The organism is Sorangium sp. So ce693 (assembly GCF_051521375.1).
Lineage (GTDB): Bacteria > Myxococcota_A > Polyangia > Polyangiales > Polyangiaceae > Sorangium > Sorangium atrum.
Genome location: NZ_CP150347.1, coordinates 1,847,470 through 1,867,007, shown reverse-complemented (window position 1 = coordinate 1,867,007; position 19,538 = coordinate 1,847,470). Strand labels below are relative to the sequence as shown.

The 19,538-nt window shown below is 71.9% G+C and carries 16 protein-coding genes and 1 pseudogene; 7 read left to right on the top strand and 10 right to left on the bottom strand.

From position 1 onward, the window contains the following. Positions 1–125: 125 nt before the first annotated feature. From WMF14_RS07055 to WMF14_RS07040, 4 genes are all read right to left on the bottom strand, one after another. Positions 126–524, bottom strand: a complete 399-nt coding sequence (locus tag WMF14_RS07055; RefSeq protein ID WP_148313982.1) for a YybH family protein — start codon at positions 522–524, stop codon at positions 126–128. 112 nt (positions 525–636) lie between these two features. Continuing rightward, positions 637–6,066 carry a type I polyketide synthase gene (locus WMF14_RS07050; RefSeq protein ID WP_437799453.1) on the bottom strand — a complete coding sequence of 1,810 codons (5,430 nt, stop codon included), beginning with the start codon at positions 6,064–6,066 and terminating at the stop codon, positions 637–639. Beyond that, positions 6,053–11,275 carry an amino acid adenylation domain-containing protein gene (locus tag WMF14_RS07045; RefSeq protein ID WP_437799451.1) on the bottom strand — a complete coding sequence of 1,741 codons (5,223 nt, stop codon included), beginning with the start codon at positions 11,273–11,275 and terminating at the stop codon, positions 6,053–6,055. The genes WMF14_RS07050 and WMF14_RS07045 overlap by 14 nt, the downstream gene beginning before the upstream one ends. A 713-nt stretch (positions 11,276–11,988) precedes the next feature. Further along, positions 11,989–12,279 carry a hypothetical protein gene (locus WMF14_RS07040; RefSeq protein WP_437328970.1) on the bottom strand — a complete coding sequence of 97 codons (291 nt, stop codon included), beginning with the start codon at positions 12,277–12,279 and terminating at the stop codon, positions 11,989–11,991. A 47-nt stretch (positions 12,280–12,326) separates the two neighbouring features. On the opposite strand from WMF14_RS07040, the gene WMF14_RS07035 reads away from it, so the two are divergent. Genes WMF14_RS07035 through WMF14_RS07025 form a run of 3 tightly spaced genes read left to right on the top strand, consistent with a single transcriptional unit; the run spans position 12,327 to position 13,228 of the window. Further along, positions 12,327–12,527 (top strand): hypothetical protein, encoded by a 201-nt coding sequence (locus WMF14_RS07035; protein ID WP_437328969.1) that lies wholly within the window; start codon positions 12,327–12,329, stop codon positions 12,525–12,527. Beyond that, on the top strand, positions 12,460–12,882 hold the full coding sequence (locus tag WMF14_RS07030; RefSeq protein WP_437616374.1) for a transposase: 423 nt from the start codon (positions 12,460–12,462) through the stop codon (positions 12,880–12,882). The genes WMF14_RS07035 and WMF14_RS07030 overlap by 68 nt, the downstream gene beginning before the upstream one ends. Beyond that, complete coding sequence (locus tag WMF14_RS07025; protein WP_272100911.1) at positions 12,872–13,228, top strand: transposase; 357 nt, start codon at positions 12,872–12,874, stop codon at positions 13,226–13,228. The genes WMF14_RS07030 and WMF14_RS07025 overlap by 11 nt, the downstream gene beginning before the upstream one ends. A gap of 3 nt (positions 13,229–13,231) precedes the next feature. Here the strand turns inward: WMF14_RS07025 and WMF14_RS07020 are convergent, their stop codons facing one another. Beyond that, positions 13,232–13,726: a transposase gene (locus WMF14_RS07020; RefSeq protein ID WP_437804157.1), complete on the bottom strand. Its 495-nt coding sequence runs from the start codon at positions 13,724–13,726 to the stop codon at positions 13,232–13,234. 71 nt (positions 13,727–13,797) lie between these two features. On the opposite strand from WMF14_RS07020, the gene WMF14_RS07015 reads away from it, so the two are divergent. Beyond that, positions 13,798–13,935: a hypothetical protein gene (locus WMF14_RS07015; RefSeq protein ID WP_437804470.1), complete on the top strand. Its 138-nt coding sequence runs from the start codon at positions 13,798–13,800 to the stop codon at positions 13,933–13,935. On the opposite strand, the pseudogene WMF14_RS07010 reads toward WMF14_RS07015, so the two are convergent. After that, positions 13,894–14,028, bottom strand: a pseudogene (locus tag WMF14_RS07010) (hypothetical protein); the annotation flags it as partial. The gene WMF14_RS07015 and the pseudogene WMF14_RS07010 sit on opposite strands and share 42 nt — an antisense overlap. On the opposite strand from WMF14_RS07010, the gene WMF14_RS07005 reads away from it, so the two are divergent. The 3 genes from WMF14_RS07005 (at position 13,963) to WMF14_RS06995 (ending at position 15,041) form a co-directional block, all read left to right on the top strand. After that, positions 13,963–14,331: a hypothetical protein gene (locus WMF14_RS07005; protein ID WP_437804468.1), complete on the top strand. Its 369-nt coding sequence runs from the start codon at positions 13,963–13,965 to the stop codon at positions 14,329–14,331. The pseudogene WMF14_RS07010 and the gene WMF14_RS07005 sit on opposite strands and share 66 nt — an antisense overlap. A 156-nt stretch (positions 14,332–14,487) precedes the next feature. Beyond that, on the top strand, positions 14,488–14,769 hold the full coding sequence (locus WMF14_RS07000) for a lectin-like protein (RefSeq protein ID WP_437799449.1): 282 nt from the start codon (positions 14,488–14,490) through the stop codon (positions 14,767–14,769). Positions 14,770–14,900: 131 nt separating this feature from the next. Then, the gene (locus tag WMF14_RS06995; RefSeq protein WP_437799447.1) at positions 14,901–15,041 is read left to right on the top strand and encodes a hypothetical protein; all 141 of its coding nucleotides are present in this window, start codon (positions 14,901–14,903) and stop codon (positions 15,039–15,041) included. Between the two features lie 2 nt (positions 15,042–15,043). Here the strand turns inward: WMF14_RS06995 and WMF14_RS06990 are convergent, their stop codons facing one another. The 4 genes from WMF14_RS06990 to WMF14_RS06975 all read right to left on the bottom strand — a co-directional run bounded on the left by WMF14_RS06990 (position 15,044) and on the right by WMF14_RS06975 (position 19,537). Continuing rightward, positions 15,044–15,400 carry a hypothetical protein gene (locus WMF14_RS06990; protein WP_437799445.1) on the bottom strand — a complete coding sequence of 119 codons (357 nt, stop codon included), beginning with the start codon at positions 15,398–15,400 and terminating at the stop codon, positions 15,044–15,046. 27 nt (positions 15,401–15,427) lie between these two features. Further along, positions 15,428–17,392 carry an RCC1 domain-containing protein gene (locus tag WMF14_RS06985; RefSeq protein ID WP_437799443.1) on the bottom strand — a complete coding sequence of 655 codons (1,965 nt, stop codon included), beginning with the start codon at positions 17,390–17,392 and terminating at the stop codon, positions 15,428–15,430. 538 nt (positions 17,393–17,930) lie between these two features. Beyond that, on the bottom strand, positions 17,931–18,080 hold the full coding sequence (locus WMF14_RS06980; protein WP_437799441.1) for a hypothetical protein: 150 nt from the start codon (positions 18,078–18,080) through the stop codon (positions 17,931–17,933). 404 nt (positions 18,081–18,484) lie between these two features. Then, positions 18,485–19,537: a LacI family DNA-binding transcriptional regulator gene (locus tag WMF14_RS06975; protein ID WP_437799439.1), complete on the bottom strand. Its 1,053-nt coding sequence runs from the start codon at positions 19,535–19,537 to the stop codon at positions 18,485–18,487. Position 19,538: the final 1 nt, after the last annotated feature.

The following is a 19,538-nucleotide window of genomic DNA, read 5'->3' as shown; positions in this document are numbered from 1 at the left end:
GATCGTCGATAGGACGATACTGAGTGTACGGTACTCGAAGCAGGATCCCTGTCAACGTTTCCTCCGGCCTCGCCGGCGAGGCGCCGGCCGCCGGAGCGCTTCGACCCGCTCGGCGCGGACGTCGATCACGACGCGTCAGGGATCCTCGTCGTGTGGTGCACGAGGGCTTTCCATTCACCGCCCTTGAGCTCCCAGACCGCGGTGAAGGCGATGGTGTTATCGAGCTTGACACCGCCCTTGAGCTCGGCGCGCGAGCGGTAGACGCCGCTCACGATAGCGACGTCCCCGCCGACGATACGCACGTCGCACTGCCGGAGCTCCTGCGTGTACGTCAACATGCTGTCGACGAGCTTCAGGTACTCGTCCTTGCCGCGCTGCACTCCGTTGTAATCGACGTACCGCCAGCCTTCGGCCAGGTGGCGATCGAGGAAGCCGTAGTCCTTGACGGCCCCCACCGCCTTCGTCCACGCCTTGAGGAGCGCGACGTGCTCCTCTCTCGCCTGCTCCGCGGTGATCTTCGACATTCTCCACCTCCGCCGCGCGCCCTGGCCGCACTCGAGCCCGCGCGACCGCGCGGGGGCGTCGCCGTCGCCGCTCCACACCCATGGTAAAGAGCCCGCCGGCCGGGCGTCAACATCAGCCCTGATGTCCCGCCGCCTCGAGGGCCGCGCGCAGATGATCGGCCATGACTTGCACGTTCGGCGGCAAATTCATGGTGATGTGATTGCCAGGGACCTCGTGGACAGTGAGCTGGCCCTGGATCAAATCGAGCCATCCCCGCGCCGGGTTGTTCACGGTCATGGCGTCGCGCTCGCTCGCCTCGAAGAAGAGCACGTCACCCGGGTAGGGGCGGGGGACATAGCGCAGCATCGCCTGCAGGTTGGCGGTGACGATCTTGCGGAACGTGGCGAGCTCCTGGAGCGCCAGCTTCGGGAACATCCGGGAGACACCCTTCTTGCGCTGGAGCACGTGGAGCAGCTGCTCGTCCGGGGAGAGGTGCCGGATCTCCTCCGCGGGGACGGGGAGACTCGCATCGCCGCTGATCAGGTAGGCGAGGCGCTCGGGGGTGTCGAGATCCTCGGGGAACACCGCCGAGGGCGCGGGCGTGTCGATCATCATGAGAAGCGCGACGCGCTCGCCCCCGGAGATGAGCTGGTGCGCCATCTCGAAGGCGACGACCCCGCCGAAGGACGACCCGCCGAGCACGTAGGGGCCCTCCGGCTGGATGTGCCGCCGTACCGCCTCGAGGTAGCGCGCGGCCATCTCCTCGACGCGGGTCAAGGGCGGCGCCTTGCCTTCGATGCCCTGCGCCTGCAGCCCGTACACGGGCTGCGCCGGGTCCAGGCAGGTGGCGAGATCGTGGTAGAAGTAAACGTGCCCTCCGACCGGGTGCATCAGGAAGAGCGGCCGCCCGGTGCCGGGCTTGATCCGCACGAGCGACGCGGGCAAGAGGCGCGCGGGAGAGCGCCTCGACAGCGAGGTGGATGAGGGCGAGTCGGACTGCGCGATGAGCTCGGCCAGGGCCGCCACGGTCGGCGCGTTGAGCAGGCTGTGGCCGGGGAGATCCATGTTCACGACGCTGCGCAGCCGGGAGATGAGCTGGACGGCGAGCAGCGAGTCGCCGCCGAGCGCGAAGAAGTCGTCGTGGACGCCGATCCGCTCGATGCCGAACAGCTTCTCCCACGTCTCGGCGACGGCGCGCTCCAGCGGATCGCGCGGCGCCACGTAGGCCGTGCCGAGGTCGGGCCGCGGGTGGACCGATCTCGGGATGCCCTCGGACTCGACGTCCCGCGAGGGCGGCGCGATCGAGCTGGCCGAGGGGCGCTGCTTGGCCTGCGCTTCCCGCTTCAGGACCAGGACGTGGGGCGTGGGGCTCGTGAGGACGCGCATCCAGGCGTCGAGCGCCTCGTCGCGCGAGATCCCCTCCTCCGCGGCGGCCGCGCCGCCCTCGCTCGAGTCGGCCGCGGGCTCGGGATCCTTGCCGCGCGAGGCGTCCTGCCGCTGCCACGGGTCCCACTCGATCGCGATCGTGAGCGGGCCGTCACCGGCGGCCCGCCGCTGCGCGAAGGCGCCGAGGAAGGCGGTCGCGGCGCACTGGCCCGCGAGGCCCGCCCCGCGGGCGCCCGCGGTCCGCGCGGCGCACAGCGCGACGAAATCGGGCCGGAGGCCCCGGAGCGACTCGTCGAGGACGAGCGCGCCGTCGAGCTTCGGGGCGAGGAGCGCCTCGCCCTCCTCGCGCGTCATGCGCTGGAGGGGCACGGCGCGGCGGGCGCCCGCCGCGTGGATCACGCCGTCGATCCGCCCGAAGCGCTGGAGCCCCTCGGCCACCGCGCGCTGCATGTCGTCGAGCCGCGTGACGTCGGCCGTCACGAGCAGCACCTCGGCGCCCAGCCGCTCCATCTCGAGCACCGCGCCGATCTTGCGGCGTAGCGCGTCGAAGGCGCCCGCGCCGGCGAGGCCGTCCCAGGCCTCCCGGGGCGGGAGCGCCGTCCGGCCCGCGAGCACGAGCTTCGCGCGCGCGACCTTCGCGAGGTGCTCCGCGAGGGCGGAGCCGACGGCCCCGAGCCCGCCGGCGATCAGGTAGACGCCGCCCTCCCGGAGGCGCGGCGGCAGGCCCTCGGCGCGGTCCATGCGCGCGGGTTCGAAGATCCGGACCCAGCGCTCCCCGTTCCGGTAGGCGATGACGGGCTCGGTCTGCTCCAGCGTGACCTCGGCGAGGAGCTGGTCGATGAGCCTCGCCTCCTGCAGCGTCCGCGGCTCCGGCAGGTCGATGTCGACGCTGATGCACGAGACGTTCGGGTACGCCCTGGGGATGGCCTCGCACGGGCCGAGCAGCGTGGCCTTCTCGGGGCAGAGCACGGCCGCGTCGGTCACCTTCTGCATGTGGCTCGTCACGACGCCGAGCCGCACCTCGTCGCGAATCCCCGCGTCGCCGATCCCCTGGGCCAGCGCGACGAGGCTGGCGAACCCGAGCCGCTGGGCCTCCGCGAGGCGGCCGGCGTCGAGCGGCGCGCGCGCGGGCTTGGTCACGCCCCACAGGAACATGATGCGCGAGGGGGACACGCCCGCCGCGCGCAGCGCGCCGAAGAGGGACGCGTGGTCCGCGCGGCTCGCGGGGGCGACGGTGAACTCGCCCTCGCCCGTCTCGGCGAAGCCCTCGCCCGGCCGCACGGTGATGACCTTGTAGCCGTCCCGGCGGAGCCGCATCTCCATCCGGGCGCCCAGCCCGTAGCTGTCGGCGAAGACGACGCAGCACTGCGCCCTGGCCGGCCGGGCCGACGCCTTCATCGACCCCGACAGCACCGAGCGCTTCCAGGCCAGGAGGTGGATCAGGCCGGCCGGCTCCGGCGCGCTGCGCGCCGGCCGGCGCGCGGCGCTCGAGGGCGGGTCGATCCAGTACCGCTTCCGCTCGAACGGGTAGGTCGGCAGGGGCACGCGCCGGCGGGGCTCGTGGGTGTAGAAGCCCGACCAGTCGACGCGGACGCCGGAGAGCCAGAGCTGGCCCAGCGTCTCCAGCAGGAACCCGATGTCGGACTGGCGGTGGTGGACGTGCCGGATCGACGAGAGCATCACCCGGCGGGCGCCCCGCGCGGGGTGCTGCTTGGCCAGGGTCGCGAGCACCCGGCCCGGGCCGACCTCGAGCAGGGCGCGCGTCGGATCGGCGAGCACCTCGCCGAGCCCCGCCATGAAGCGCACCGGCTCGCGCACGTGCCTCGCCCAGTACCCGGGGTCCTGCGCGTCGGCCGCGGACAGCCAGGTGCCGGTGACGTTCGACGCGATCGGGATCTTCGGGGCGCTCGGGCGCGCGCGGGCCACGATCGCGGTGAACGACGCGAGCATCGGCTCCATCATCCGGGAGTGGAACGCGTGCGACGTCTGGAGGCGCGTGCACTCCAGCTCGCGCTCGGCGAAGAGCCGGTCGGAGAGCGCCTCGACGGCGTCCTCGGGCCCGGCCACGACGCAGGCGGCCGGCCCGTTGACGGCCGCGAGCGAGAGCGCGCCGCCCCCCTCGTCGAGCAGCGGCTGCACCTCGGCCTCGGGCAGCGGGACCGCGAGCATCGCGCCCGGCGGCATCTCCTGCATCAGCTTGCCCCGACGGGCGACGATCTTCAGCGCGTCCTCCAGCGAGAAGACGCCCGCGAGGCAGGCCGCGACGTACTCGCCGAGGCTGTGGCCGATCATCGCCGCGGGCCGGATGCCCCACTCCATCCAGAGCGTGGCGAGCGCGTACTCGATCACGAAGAGCGCGGGCTGGGCGAAGCGCGTCTGCTTGAGCAGCTCCGCGGCCGCCGCCTCCCGCCCCGGGGGCGGGTAGATCACCTCGCGGAGATCGAACCCGAGCTCGGGCTGGAGCATGGCCGCGCAGAGATCGACGCCGGCGCAGAACGTGGGCTCCCGCTCGTACAGCTCCCGCGCCATGCCGGCGTACTGCGTGCCCTGCCCCGGGAACATGAGGACGACCGGGCGATCGATGGCCTCCTCGACGTGCGCGAGGACCCGCCGCTCCCCGAGCGTCGACAGCAGGCTCACCGCCTCGTCTGTGTCGTTGCAGACGAGCATGCGCCGGTGCGGGAACGTCTTGCGGCCGACCTGGAGCGTGAACGCGACGTCCGGCAGGCTGACGTCCGGGTGCGCCTTGAGGTACCCGACGAGGTTCTCGGTGATCGTGTCGAGCGCGGTCCTCGTGCGGGCGGAGAGCAGGAGGAGCTGCCAGGACCGCCCGCCGGGCGCCGCCGCCGCGTGGGGCGCCTCCTCGAGGATGGCGTGGGCGTTGGTGCCCCCGATGCCGAACGAGCTCACGCCGGCGCGGCGGGGCCCGTCGCCGGGCTCCCAGTCCGCGAGCGCCGCGTTGACGTAGAACGGGCTGTTCGCGAAGTCGATCTCCGGGTTCGGCGTCTTGAAGTGCAGGCTGGCCGGGATCTGCCGGTGGCGGAGCGCCTGCACGACCTTGATCACGCCGGTGATGCCGGCGGCGACGTCGAGGTGCCCGACGTTCGGCTTGACCGAGCCGAGCGCGCACCAGCCCTTGCGCTGGCCGCGGGACCGGGCGCGGAACGCCCGGGTGAGCGCCGCGACCTCGATGGGATCCCCGAGGCGCGTGCCGGTGCCGTGGGCCTCCACGTAGCTGATCGTCTCGGGATCGGTGTTCGCCATCGCCAGGGCCTGCGCGATGACCTGCGCCTGCCCCTCCACGCCCGGCGCGGTGAACCCGATCTTGCCCGAGCCGTCGTTGTTGACGGCCGAGCCCCGGATCACCGCCTCGATGTGATCGCCGCTGTCGAGGGCGTCCTCGAGCCGGCGCAGCACGATGACGCCCGCGCCGTTGCCGACCACCGTCCCCTGCGCCTCGGCGTCGAACGCGCGGCAGCGCCCGTCGGGCGAGAGGATCATGCCGTGCCGGTACAGGTAACCCGACCGCGTGGGGACGTTGATGGCCACGCCGCCGGCCAGCGCCATGTCGCACTGGTAGGTGAGCAGCGCCTGGCAGGCCATGTGGACGGCCACGAGCGAGGTGGAACAGGCGGTCTGGACCGCGACGCTCGGCCCGCGGAGGTTCAGCTTGTACGAGGTCCGCGTGGGCAGGAAGTCCTTGTCGTTGGCGACGTAGACTTGATAGTCCATCGCCTTCCTGAGCTCGTGGTTCGGGTAAAGGTTGCTCAGGAAATACGTGTCGTGGCCGCTCGCGCCCGCGTAGACGCCGATGGTCCCCTTGAACGCCTCGGGGTTGTACCCGGCGTGCTCGAGCGCCTCCCACGCGCACTCCAGGAAGAAGCGGTGCTGCGGATCCAGGATCTCGGCCTCTCGCGGGGTCATCCCGAAGAAGGCCGCGTCGAACCACTCCACCTCGTCGAGCACGGCCCGCGCGCGGACGTAGCTCGGGTCCGAGGCCACCTCCGGGGGCACGCCCGCCGCGGCGAGATCCTGATCCGAGAGCGCCGCGATCGACTCGACCCCATCGCGCAGGTTCTGCCAGAAGGCGTCGACGCTCCTCGCGCCCGGGAAGCGGCCGGCCATCCCGATGATCGCGATTTGGTCCTCCGGGACGGGTTGATCAAGCGGATCCATTCTGTCTGCTCTTGGCTGCCTGCTTCTTTCGTTTCAGGATCTCTCGCTGCTTCAGCGCCCGGGCGTCGGCCTCCGAGAGGTCGCTCCCGCCGCCGCTGCCGCTCGCGAGGAACGCGGCGAGATCGGTGACCGTCGGGCGCGCGAACAGATCGACGATGGAGAGATCGCTGCCGAACGACTCCCGGACGCGCTCGTGGAGGCGCATCAGGAGCAGCGAGTGGCCGCCCAGATCGAAGAAGTTGTCCTGCACGCTCACGCGCTCGATGCCGAGGACGTCCTGCCATATCGCGGTGAGCCGCTCCTCGAGCGAGCTCCGCGGCGCCACCAGGGGCGCGCTCTCGGGGCGGAGCTCGACGGGGGCCGGCAGGGCGCGGCGGTCCACCTTGCCGTTGCCCGTGAGGGGCAGCGCGTCGAGCAGCACGATGGCCGAGGGGTGCATGTAGTCGGGCAGCCGCCGCTGCGCGTGATCGCGGATCGCACGCTCGAGCCCGCCGGTCGGATCCGCCATGAACGGGCGCGCGCGGGCCCCGGCTTGCGCGGGCGGCGCCGCGGCCCTGCCGCCGTGCGGGACGACGTACGCCACGAGGCGCCGGTCGCCCGAGCGCGCCGGCTGCGCCACCACGACCACCTCGCGCACGGCCGGGTGCTCGCCGAGGACCACCTCGATCTCGCCGAGCTCGATCCGGTAACCGCGGACCTTGACCTGCTGATCCATGCGGCCGAGGAACTCGAGCTGCCCGTCCGGCATCAGGCGGACGCGATCGCCGGTCCGGTACAGCCGCCCTCCCGGCTCGCCGCCGATGGGATCGTGGATGAACCGCTCCGCGGTGAGCTCCGGCAGATCGAGGTAGCCGCGCGCGAGGCCCTCTCCGCCGATGCAGAGCTCCCCGGGGACGCCGGCCGGGACCTCGTTGAGATCCCGGTCGAGCACGTGCACCCTCGTGCCGGGGATCGGGCTTCCGATGGGCACCGTGTGGCCGACCGGGCGCTCCACCGCGGCGCAGCAGGCGAACGTCGCGGCCTCCGTGGGCCCGTAGCCGTTGATCATCCGGCACCCCGGGAGCTCGGCGAGGACCCGGTTGACGTGCTGCGGGGACAGGACGTCCCCCCCGGCCACGATCTGGCGCAGGCCGCGCAGCGCCGTGATCCGCTCGTCCACGAGGAGGTGGAAGACGCCGGCGGTGAGCCACACCGTGGTCACCCCGTGCTGCCGGATCACGCGATCCAGGTCGTCGAGCGACGCGGGCGCGGGGGGCATGACGACCAGCCGGCCGCCGTTGAGGAGCGCGCCCCAGATCTCGAACTGCGACGTGTCGAAGGAGATCGACGCGAGCTGCAGGAAGACCTCGTCCGGCGCGAAGCGCGCGTACGTCGTGCCCTTGACGAGCCGGGCCACGCCCCGGTGCGGCACGGCCACACCCTTGGGCCGGCCGGTGGAGCCCGACGTGTACATGACATAGGCGAGTTGGTCCGGCGTCGCCAGCTCCGTCGGGTTGTCGTCGCGCGCCCGGCCGATCTCCTCGGGATCCGCGTCCAGGCAGAGGACGCGCGCGCGGCACCCCGGCAGCACCGCGCCGACGCGCACCTGGGTGAGCATCACGCGGACCCGGGCCTGCTCCAGCATGAACGCGAGGCGCTCGGTGGGGTAGGTCGGATCCAGGGGCACGAAGGCGAGGCCCGCCTTCAGCACGCCGAGGAGCGCGACGATCATCTCGATCGACCGGTACATGCACACGGCCACGCGGTCTTCGGGCGCGAGGGCGCCCTCGTCGGTGCGCGCGAGGGCCCCCTCGTCGGGGCCGGGCGCGGCCCCGGGCCCCGGCGCCCCCGGCGCGCGGAGGCCGAGCAGGGTGTGCGCGAGCTGGTTGGCCCGCCGGTTCAGCTCCCGGTAGGTGAGCGACGTGACGTTGCCCGCGCCGTCGTCGAAGACGACCGCGACGGCCTCGGGAGAGCGCTCGACCTGGGCCTCGAAGAGGCGGTGAATGCACGCGTCCGACCCGGGGCCGGCCGGGGCGGTGCCCCACGCGCGGAGCGCGCTCCGCTCCTCGGGCGTGAGCAGCGGCAGCGCCGAGAGGCGCAGATCGACGTCGCGCGACGCGCCCTCGAGCAGGGCCTCGTAGTGGCCCGCCATCCGCTCGATGGTGCGGGCGTCGAACAGCGCGGTGCTGTACTCGATGCGCCCGATGATGCCGTCCTCGCGCTCGTCGAGCTCCAGCATCAGGTCGAACTTGGACGCGCCCGTGTCCACGTCGAGCTGGCTCAGGGTCCAGCCCGGATCGAGCGCCGGCACGGGCGGCTCCAGCACGAAGGCGACCTGGAACAGCGGGTTCTGGCCGGGGACCCGCTTCGGCTGGAGCGCCTGCACGACGCTGGCGAACGGCACGTCCTGGTGCGAGAGCGCGGCCTGGCTCACCGCCCGCACGCGCCCGAGCAGCTGCCGGAACGTCGGGTCGCCGCGCAGGTCGGTGCGCAGCACGAGCGTGTTCAGGAAGAAGCCGAGGAGGTCCTCGGTCTCCGGCGGGTGGCGGCACGACGCGGACGTGCCCACGACGACCTCGTCCTGCCGCGCGTACCGGTAGAGCATCGCCTTGAAGGCCGAGAGCAGGACCACGAAGAGCGTGACGCCCTGCTCCCTGGCCAGCGCCTTCAGCCGGAGCGTGAGCTCCCGCGACAGGGCGACGCAGTGGCGGGCCCCCGCGAGGCTCGGGGCGGCCGGGCGCGGCCTGTCGGTCGGCAGCTCCAGGGTGGGCAGGTCGGCGAGCTGTCGCCTCCAGTAATCGAGCTGCGGCTGGAGGGCGCCGCTCAGCTGCTGCTCCCGCTGCCAGACCGCGTAATCGGCGTAGTGGATCGCGCGCTCGGGCAGCGGCGACGGCCTGCCCGCGGCGAACGCCTGGTAGAGCGCGTGGAGCTCCCTCGGGAGCGCGTCGAAGATGGAGACTCCATCCATCAGGATGTGGTGCACCACCACGAACAGCACGTGGTCGGCCTCGTCGAGCCGGACCAGCGTGGCCCGGAGCAGCGGGCCGCGGGCGAGATCGAACGGGCGCCGGGCCTCGTCTGTGGCGAGCGCGACGGCGCGCCCCCACCGCGCCTCGGCCGGCAGCGCGGTCAGCTCGACGACCGGCAGATCGAGCGGCGCCGGGGGCAGGATCTGCTGCACGGGCTCGCCGCCGACGACCGCGACGACGCTCCTCAGGATCTCGTGGCGCCTGAGGAGCTCGTCGAGGGCGCGCCCCAGGACCGGGACGTCGAGGGGCCCGCGGAGGCGCAGGGAGAACGGCTCGTTGTAGAACAGCGCGCCCGGGTGGAGCGAGGCGTGGAGCCAGATCTGCCGCTGCCCGTGCGAGAGGGGGATGGGCCGGTCGCGCGGCGCAGGCCGGATGGCCGCGGCGGCCGGGCGCTGCTTCGGCCGGGGGAGCGACTCCACGAGCTCGGCCAGCGCGGCGACCGTGGGGGCGTCGCACAGGCTCTGCAGGGAGAGCTCGACGCCGAGCGCGCGGCGCAGCCGCGACAGCACCCGCGCGGCGAGCAGCGAGTGCGCCCCGAGGTCGAAGACGTCGTCGTGGACGCCGAGGTGCTCGATCCCGAGCGCCTCGGCCCACGCCGCGGCGATCGCCGCCTCGATCTGGTTGCGCGGCGCGAGGGGCTCGCCGTCGCCGCGATCGGGCCGGGCGGCGTCTGGCGGCGGCAGGGCCGCGCGGTCCACCTTCCCGCTGGGGCCGAGCGGCAGCGCGTCGAGCAGCACGAACGCCGACGGGATCATGACCTCGGGGAGGCTCTCGCGGAGGAAGCTGCGCAGCGCGGGCACGACGGCCCGGGGGGCGGCCGGGGGCGCGTCCGGCGCGTCCGGGCGCGCGACGACGTAGGCGACGAGGCGGCCCTCGCTGGCGACGGCCACCGCCGCGCGGACGGCGGGGTGGCGCCCAAGCGCGGCCTCGACCTCGCCGAGCTCGACGCGGTGGCCGCGGATCTTCACCTGCTGGTCGACGCGCCCGAGGAAGGCGAGATCGCCGCCGGGCAGGCGGCGCACCACGTCCCCCGTGCGGTAGAGCCGGGCCTCCGGGGTGGAGCTGAACGGATCGGGGACGAACCGCGCCGCCGTGAGCTCGGGCCGTCCCAGGTAGCTCCGGGCCAGCCCGGGTCCACCGAGGTAGAGCTCGCCGGCCTCGCTGTCCGGGACCGGGCGCATGGCATGGTCGAGCACGTAGCAGCGCGCGTTCCTGATCGGCCGGCCGATGGAGAGGGGCTCGCCGGGGTCCCGAACCGGGTCGAGCCCGTCGGCCATCGTGGCGCACACGGTGAACTCGGTGGGACCGTAGGCGTTGATGAACCTGCGCCCCTGCGCCCAGCGCGCGGCGAGGTCGGCCGGGCAGGTCTCGCCGGCGACGATGAGGGTCCGGAGCGCGGGCAGCGAGCGCTCCGCGCCCTCGGGGAAGGCGGCGAGCGCGGAGGGGGGGAAGGTCGCGATCGACACCTCCTCCGCGCGCATCCGATCGAGCAGCGCGGGCCCGGGGATCATCTCGGCCTGCGCCCCCATCACCAGGGTGCCTCCCCGGGCGAGCGTCATCGCGATCTCCCAGACCGACGCATCGAAGCTGAGGGACGCGAACTGGAGCACGCGGCAGCCCGGCGCCACGTCGAATCGCTCGGCCAGCGCACGGGTGAGGTTGGTGAGGCCGCGGTGCGTCAGCAGCGTGCCCTTGGGCCTGCCGGTCGAGCCCGACGTGTAGATGACGTAGGCGAGGTCGTCGGGGCCCGTGGTGTCCGGCGGGTCCTCGCCGCTGAAGCCCGCGGTCAGATCGCGATCGCCGTCCAGGAGGACCACGCGCGCCCCGTGGCGCGGCAGCGACGGGAGCAGCCGCGCCTGGGTGAGCAGGACGGGCGCCCCGGCGTCCTCGAGCATGAAGGCGACCCGCTCCCGCGGGTACGCGGGGTCGACAGGGACATAGGCGCCGCCGGCCTTGAGCGCCGCGAGCAGCCCGATGAGCGCCTCCAGGGAGCGCTCGGCGCAGAGCGCGACGAGGACGTCGCGGCCGACGCCCAGGCTCCTCAGGTGGTGCGCGAGCTGGTTCGCGCGGCGATTCAGCTCCTGATAGGTGAGCCGGTCAGGGCCGAAGGATGCGGCCACGACGCCGGGCGTGCGCCCGGCCTGGAGCTCGAACGAGCGGTGAATGCTGGCGTCCTCGGAGCTGAAGTCGTGATAGGTCATGTCGTGTGTGGTGGCAGGAGTCTCTTCAGGGGCAGAACATCAGCCGCCGTGTGCGAGCCCGAGCAGCGACGCGAGGGCGTCACGCATCTCGTTCAGAACCGTCCCAGGAGCACCGGAGTGAGCTCCAGGGCGGCAGCCGGTGACACGGGCGCACCCCCGACGTTTCAGGGGCGCGGTCGGCACGGATACCATGCTGCATCACGCTGGTACTCACGCTTCGATGGGCGAGTCCATCGACGCCGTGGCAGGGTGACGGTCCACAATTCAAGGCTATTCGCAGCGCAGCCGATTACACACAACCGCGGAATGAAGGTCAAGCGGGACGTACGGCTTTTTTCGGCGTGAAGGGGCATGTGGTCGCGGCGCTGCGTCATGAGGCGATCGCTCCCGGCCGGCAGTCCTGGCCCGCGTGGCCCGCGACGGGCTCGCACACCGCGACGGAGCCCGCCGCGAACGAGGCGTCGGGAGCACTCGTAATCAGGTGGTGATCGACGATGTCCCGATTGCCGATCGTACGGGTTTCATGAATCGAACATCGCCGATCTTCAGAGGTCGCCGAGAGGGGCTGTCGAGCGTCCGCCCCGGCCCCGACCGCACCGAGACATCCCTCGCGCGGAGCCCTGCCGCGGGGCGGGCCCGCGGCGCGTCCATCGCCGGCGCCGCCTCACCGCGCCTCCGCGGCGGACGCGCCGCGACCCGGACCGGCGCCGCGCTCACCCGATACCCACGCGCTCCTCGTTGAAGCCCTCCGTCCGCGTCATCGCCGACTGGAAGAGGCTCGCCAGCACTTTGACCGGCCACGACAGGCTGTCCATCGACCGGCACCACTCGAGCGCCAGGAAGCCCGCGGCCCCGACCGCGAGCAGCACCGCGGTCGTGATCAGCACGACCCGGCTGTGCAGCGACAGCCGCGGCGGGCGCTCGCCCCGGAGCCGCAGCCTGGCCCGGCGCAGGAGCTCGTCGTGCACCGGGAAGCCGAGGCCGCCGAGGATCACGAGCGTCATCACGACGATGCAGGCCGCGGGCGTCGCGGTGGACTATGGAATACATCATGGACGCCGCAGCGGAGGAGCGGCTTCAGCAGTACATTGACGGCATTGGCACGGTCCTCGGTCATCCCAAGCGCCGGGAGGCGTTTGCGAGCTACACGCTGGGGCTTCTCAGCGATCTGGAACGCAAGAGCGTTGAGCCGATCGCCGCGTTGGGAGTGTGCCAACGATCCAAGTCGCCGGCGCGAAGCGCAGATCCCTGACGGCATTCAGTTCAAGAGCAAGGTGGATCTGGCACTCGACGCGATCGAGCGCGCTGCGGCCGACAACGTGCCGGGTCAGCTCGTGCTTGCGGACGCCGTCTACGGTCGCTCGGCAAAGTTTCGCGACACCGTGCGCCTGCTCGGCTTCGACTACCCCGTCGGTGTGGACTCGACGACGATGGTCGTCGCCCTCGGTCCCGGCGGGCGCTGGAACAAGACGCCCATGACAGCCGACGAGCTCGCGCGCAAGCTTGGCAAAAAGGCGTTTCGTCGGATCACATGGCGCGAAGGTACGGGCAAGAAGCTCGCGTCGCGGTTCGCCTTGCGCCGCGTTCGGCTCGCCAATGACGATTGACGATGGCATCCCGGTCGAGGAGCACGAACCGCTGTGGCTGCTCATCGAGTGGCCGTTCGGCGAAAGCGATCCCTCGAAGTTCGCGGTCACGACGCTGGGGACCAAGATGTCCAAGAAGCAGATCGTACGCCAGTACAAGGAGCGCTACCGAACTGAGCAGGCCTACGAAGAGATGAAGGGCGAGCTGGGGCTCGATCACTTCGAAGGGCGGCGATTCCGAGGCTGGCACCACCATGTTTCCGTCGTCCTGTGCTGTTACGCCTTCATCGTGGCCGAGCGTGATCGGTCTTTTTTTCCCTCGGCAGACGCCGAAGGTCACGCCCACCCGCTCCGCTTCGCGGCCTGAGCGTCACTTCGCCGACTCGCTCGCGACCGTTCGCCGCGCGATCGCTCGCGCCTTGATCGCGTGGCTGCCTCGTTGCCCTGCGTGCCACCGCCCGCCGTTACGCCGCAGCGCGCATTGGTTCGTGTCCGCGCCGCGCTGACACAGTAGTGGTAGGCTCTTCTGGCTTCGCAGGGCGCGGTCCGATGCGCTTGCGCGCCAACGTGGGCGACTTGCCGAGGCGAGCACGCCAGCGTACTTGACGGTGTGAAAGCGCGGCGGCGGGACGCTGGCCGCGAGGCGGCCCACGAGCGAGAGCGGATCCATGTCCACAAGGGCAGTCCCGTCAGCGAAGGCGCGCCTCCGCGACAGCCGCACCAGGCCGTCCTGCTGCGGCTCGACGCGCTCCTTTGCGATCGGGGGTCGCAGCACGTAACGCAGCAGCGCCTCCCTCGCCGCGGCATGGTGCGCACCGGCGCGCGTCGCTGCGTGCGAGGTGAAGCCATCGAGCGCAGCGCACAGCGGCTTGTCGTACGCGAGCGCGCTCGGAGAAGAGGGCGAGAGCCCGCGGAGCCATTGCGGGGCGACGACGTATGGCGCGGCTCTCGTCCCGAGACGGCGGAGGCGCAGAGCGCTGCCTCGGGCTCGTCGTCCTCCTCGACGTCGTGCTCGATCTCGAGATGCCCGTGCCGCCGGAGGGTTCGGAGCATCCGCCCGACGGCGTGCTCTAGGACCTGACCGACCTCGCGCGTTCGCAGGTGACCGAGTTCGTTCCACACGAGCTCGGTGCCGTCTTCGTGATAAGCCCCGTCGAGGAAAACCACGTGCAGATGCGGATTGAGCGGCATGTCGCCGGACGTGCGTTGCACGAGGGTCACCGCGCCGCTCCTGACCGCGCCGCACGCGCCTCGGCGCGCGGCGCGCTCTTCGTGAACCGCTCGACGCTCTCGACGAAGAGGCGCGTCAGCACGCCGAACAACGCCCCGTCCTGGGCGAGCCTGCGCCGCCACGGAAACGGAAGCGCGCGTGAAGCGCTGATTCTGGATCGTGCGCGGTCGGCAGGGCCGATTGGGGGGAGTCCGTCGGGACTTCCCTGGTTGCTCTGGCAGTTGCAGTTTCGACCTTGATCGTCGCCGTCGGAGGACGGCGGTGGGGTCAACCTGAACCGGGACCACCGAGGGGAGATCCGCGAACGGCTCGTGCCGATCGCCGAGCCCGTGGGTTTGAATTGACACCAAAAATGTGAACGTTCACAATCAACCCGATCTGTATCCCCATCCCCCATGAGTCCGGGTGCTGCGACGCGTTTGGTCTGCATCGAGAGTCAGCCAGAAGATGCCTTCGTGCTGACGCTCGCGGGCACCACCCGCCCGTGGATGGGCATGAACAACTTGAAGGACGTCAATCACTACGAGTGGATCAATGGCAGCCCGGTGACCTACACGCACTGGCAGCCGGGCCAGCCGGACAACCCCGCGAACGAGCGCTGGGTGAAGATGGTCGCCGACGGCACCTGGGACGACGGCAACATCGACACCTCATACATTTGCGAATGGGACGACTGACGCCCAGAGTCTCGAGAAACCTGCGCAGATGTCCGCGTGGACGAGATCTTCGGGCTCGACACCTCGATTGCGGTTTGAAGCGGGGACCAGAGCGAAGCTGGGTCGAGTTCGGCGTTCAGCGACGCGAGAGCGTGGAGACCGCGCTCGAAGGCATGCAAGCAGTCGTGTATCTGATGACGTGCCCACGCCGTTCGATGCCGCCGCGCGCCGAGCTCGGCCGCCGCTCGCGGCTGCTCGAATGGTGGCTGCAGCAGCTGGCGCGTCGCGTCTGAGCTCAGGTACGCTCGCGGTAGCCTCGCTCGCCAGCGCCCGCTGCTACGGCCGGTCGGGGAAGCAAGGTGGGCGCCACTGCTGTAGCGCCCACCGCGGCATGTGAGCGCACCCGCAGCTGCGCCGCCGATCCACCGAGATTTTTTGCCTGCGCATCGACGACATGCAGCTTGTACGTTCCGGCGCTGGCCGGCACGGCGATGGACGTAGCGTCCCCTGCCGCCTTCGTCATCGTCGCGCCCTCCGTGAACGTGCCGGTGCCGGCCGGGTCACCGAGCGCCTTGCGGCGCAGAACGGTGCTCTTCCAGTACGGCGGCCGCCGCGTCGGCGCTGGGAGAGCGTGCTGGAGAAGCTCGGCCATCCATGAGCTGGCTCGGCAACACCGCGCTCACCAGTGCGGCCACACCTCCACCGGGACCCCGACGGACGATCCTACATCGTGGTAGCCGAGCTGCCCGCTGTCGTTGTCGCCCCAGGCCCAGCGGGTCCCGTCGGCGCGCAGCGCCAGCGCGTACATGTCGCCCGCGGCGATGGCGGTGATCTGGTCGAGGAGCACGGGCACCGGGGTGGGATGCGGCTGCGACCACGAATAGCCCGGGTTGCCGAGCTGCCCGCTGCCGTTGCTCCCCCAGGCCCGGGCGGTGCCGTCCGAGCGCAGCGCCAGCGAGTGCCCCATCCCCGCGGCGATCGCGGTCACCGCGTCGAGCCCCGCGACGGGCACCGGCACCGCGCTGTCGGCCGCCACGCCCTGCCCGAGCTGGCCCTCGGACCCCTCGCCCCAGGCCCGCACGGTGCCGTCCGAGCGCAGCGCCAGCGAGTGCCAGGTCCCCGCGGCCACCGCGATCGCCCCGTCGAGCCCCGAGACCTGCACCGGGACCGCGCTGTCGGCCGACGCGCCGTCGCCGAGCTGCCCCTGCGATCCCTCGCCCCAGGCCCACACCGTGCCGTCGGCGAGCACGGCCAGCGCGTGGATGTCGCCCGCCGCGATGGCGACGACGTTGCTCAGGCCGGGCACGGGCGCCGGGGTCGCGCGCCAGCCGACGGTGCCGTCCCCGAGCTGGCCGGAGGAGCTATCGCCCCAGGTCCAGACCGTGCCGTCCGACCGCAGCGCCATCGAGTGATATCGCCCCGCCGCCACGTCGATCACCTGGTCGAGGCCGGGCACCACGACGAGATCGGGGATGGTCGTGGTGGTCCCGAGCTGGCCGCCGTAGTTGGTACCCCAGGCCCGGACGGTGCCGTCCGCGAGCAGGGCCAGCGAGTGCCCGTAACCCGCGGCGACGTCGGTCACGCCGCTCATCTTCTGGACGAAGAACGGATCTCCATAGACCCCGGCGTCCTGGTAGACGCTGACCTGGTAATCGCCGTTGTCGCCCCAGCCCCAGATCGTGCCGTCGGAGCGCACCGCGAGCGAGTGCGCGCTCCCCGCCGCCAGCGTCACCGGCGCGCAGGAGGGGTTCACCAGCCCGTCGCAGTTCTCGTCCTGGGGGCTCGCGCACCACTCCACCTCGTCGGGCACCCTCTGGCCGGTGCACCAGCCATAGCCCGTACCCTGCGCGTTGCAGGTGCGCACGCCCGCGTGGCAGACGCCCACGCCCTCGGTCCCCGCGGGGCCCTGGTAGCACGGCACGGTCGACCCCGGGACGCAGACGCACCCCGCGCCCTCCTCGTTGGCCTGCCCGTCGCAATCGTCGTCCGCGGCGCTCGTGCACGTCTCGACCGAGGGCAGCACCTCGCCCGTGCAGGCCTCGTAGCCCGTCCCCAGCGCGTTGCATGTCTGCGTGCCCGCGTGGCAGGCGCCCACGCCCTCGGTGCCCGCGGGGCCGCCATAACAAGGCTGCGCCGATCCCGGGACGCAGGCGCACCCCGCGTCCTCCTCGTTGACCTGCCCGTCGCAATCGTCGTCGGTGATCGTGCCGCACGCCTCGGCCGAGGGCAGGACCTCGCCGGTGCACGGGCCATAGCCCGAGCCCAGCGCGTCGCAGATCATGAAGCCCGCCGCGCAGGCGCCCACGCCCTGGGTGCCGGCCGGGCCGGTGTAGCAAGACGCCAGGGCGTCGGGCTGGCAGAACGTGCTGGGCTCTCCCCCGCCATGCCCGCCGGCCCCATCGCCGCCCTGCCCCCCCGTGCCGCCCTGCCCGCCGGCGCCGTCGCCGCCCTGCCCGCCGTCGCCGCCCTGCCCGCCGTCGCCGCCCTGCCCGCCCTGGCCCTCGCCGCCGTGACCACCGCTGCTCGTCGTGGTGCTGGAGCCCGTGGGCCCCGGCTTCGGCTCCTCGGCGCTGTTCTCGCAACCCGCGCTGGCCGCGGCCAGCCAGGTGCCGAGCATCACCGCCGGGATCTTCAGCGTTCGCATGAATTTCCGCTCTCCGTTCAGGTGGGCGCGGACAGAGCAAGATGGGAGCCAGCGCTCGAGGCTTCCTGGACAGGCGTGAGATCCCGGGGAAAATGCCCGGCAAGCAAGGTGTCGCTTGCGCCGAGTCTGCTCAACTTGAGCAGACTCGGACCAATCCGCCATCTCCCCGAGGAGGTGCAGCCATCTCCCCGAGGAAGTCCGGCCATCTCTCCGAGGAGGTCCGGCCATCTCTCCACCTCCTCGAGGAGATTCGACCACCTCCCCGATCTTTTCTACGATTGAGCCGAACATGATGGTGAGCATCGATCTGTCCCCCGAGGCCGCCCGCCTCTCGCCGCCGCTCGGGTCATGAGCACCGAGGTCTCCAGGCTCTACGTCCTGCTCTGCGACTACGAGATCCTCGGGAAATATGTCGGCGCGCGAGAACGCAGAGCGCCCGCGCGGGCGATCCCAGTAGAGCCTGCGGGCACTGGCGAGCGGCAAGGCTCCGGCAGCGAGTCGACGCGAGCGGCGGGATCGACGTTCGGACCAAGCTTGCTCACCCCTCCGGTGCCACCGGCAGCCCGAGCAGCCGACCGATCGTCTCGTGAACGACCCGGGCCGCCACCTCGTCCCCGAGGGCGACGGCGCGGCTCAGTGTGCCGGCGAGCGAGGCGATCACGGTGGCGCGAGGCGACGGATCGATCACGGCGCTCTCCCCGGACCCGAGGCTTGACGCTTGGGCCCGGGTTGGGCCCACGCCTTCCGAGGGGGTGCGATCCGTCGTCACGCTCTCCCAAAATCCCCGGGGAAGCGAGGGATCGCGACGGTTCAGCGCCGCGGAACAGTCCCGCCAGGGTTCTCCCTCCCCTCGGATCGCCGTGGTTGCCTCGCTCGCCGGCATCCTGAGCCGCGCCGTCGCCCTCGGGGATGGCGAGGCGGCCCGGGCGGAGGGTTCCCGAGGCGGACAACAACAAGGCCCCAAGCCCTCTATACCCCGACGAGGACAAGCGCCTCATGGCTGCGGTGGATATTCCACTGCCTTATCGGATCTATCACGGGTTTCTGATCCGTGAGCGGATGCGTGCAGACGAAGCTGGCAGGCTGGAGCGCTCATCGGTTCCGGGGGACCGCGGCGGTGCTCTTGCGCAAGATCAGCTCGGCATCGACCACGAGGCGCGAGCAGGAGCGGCGGCCGCTCTCGATCTGCCCGAGCAGCAAGTGGAGGCACCTGCGCCCCAGCTCGGAGAAGTCCTGGCGGACGGTGGTGAGCGGAGGCGTGAAGTAGGCCGCCTCCGGGATGTCGTCGAAGCCGACGACGCTGATGTCCCGCGGCACCGCGCGTCCGATCTCGTGGAGGTAGCGGAGCACGCCCAGCGCCATCTGGTCGTTGGCCACGAACACGGCGGTGACGCCTGGCGTGCGCGCCAGCTGCGGGGCGAGCTCGTAGCCCGAGCGTGCGCTCCAGTCGCCGCGCAGGAGAGGCGGCGGCTCGACGCCCGCGGCCTCCAGCGTCGAACGCCAGCCGTCGATGCGCTGCTCGGCCTCGAGCGACTCGATCGAACCGGCGATGTGCCACACCGTCCGGTGACCCAGGTCGAGGAGATGGCGGGTCGCGGCCGTCGCGCCGCCGTGCTGGTCGACGGCGACCACCGGGACCGAATCGTCCGGCCCCCCCTCGACGGCGACCACCGGCACGTCGGAGGTGACGTGGCGGAGCGCGTCCACCGCCGACCGCAGCGGGGCGATGATCATGATGCCGTCGGTGCCCTGATCGCACAGCCTCTTCACCGCATCCACCACCGGCGCGCGGCTGAGCGATTTCAGGCTGACGACGCTGACGCCGTACCCGGCGTCGTGCGCCGCCGTCTCGAGCCCGTGGAGCGTCGACGCCGGGCCGTAATGCGTCGTGTTGAAGCTGACCACGCCGAGCGTCCGCGAGCGCCCGGTGACGAGCGCCTGCGCCACGGAGCTCGGGCGGTAGTCGAGCTGGCGGATCGCGTCGAGCACGCGCTCCCGCGTGTCCCGATGCACGTGGGGGCTGTCGTGCAGGACCCGCGAGACCGTCTGGTACGAGACGCCGGCGAGCTTGGCCACGTCGACCATGACCGCGGCACGGCGCCCGCCTCTCTTGATGCGCCCCTCGGGAGGAGAGTTTTCGTCCATC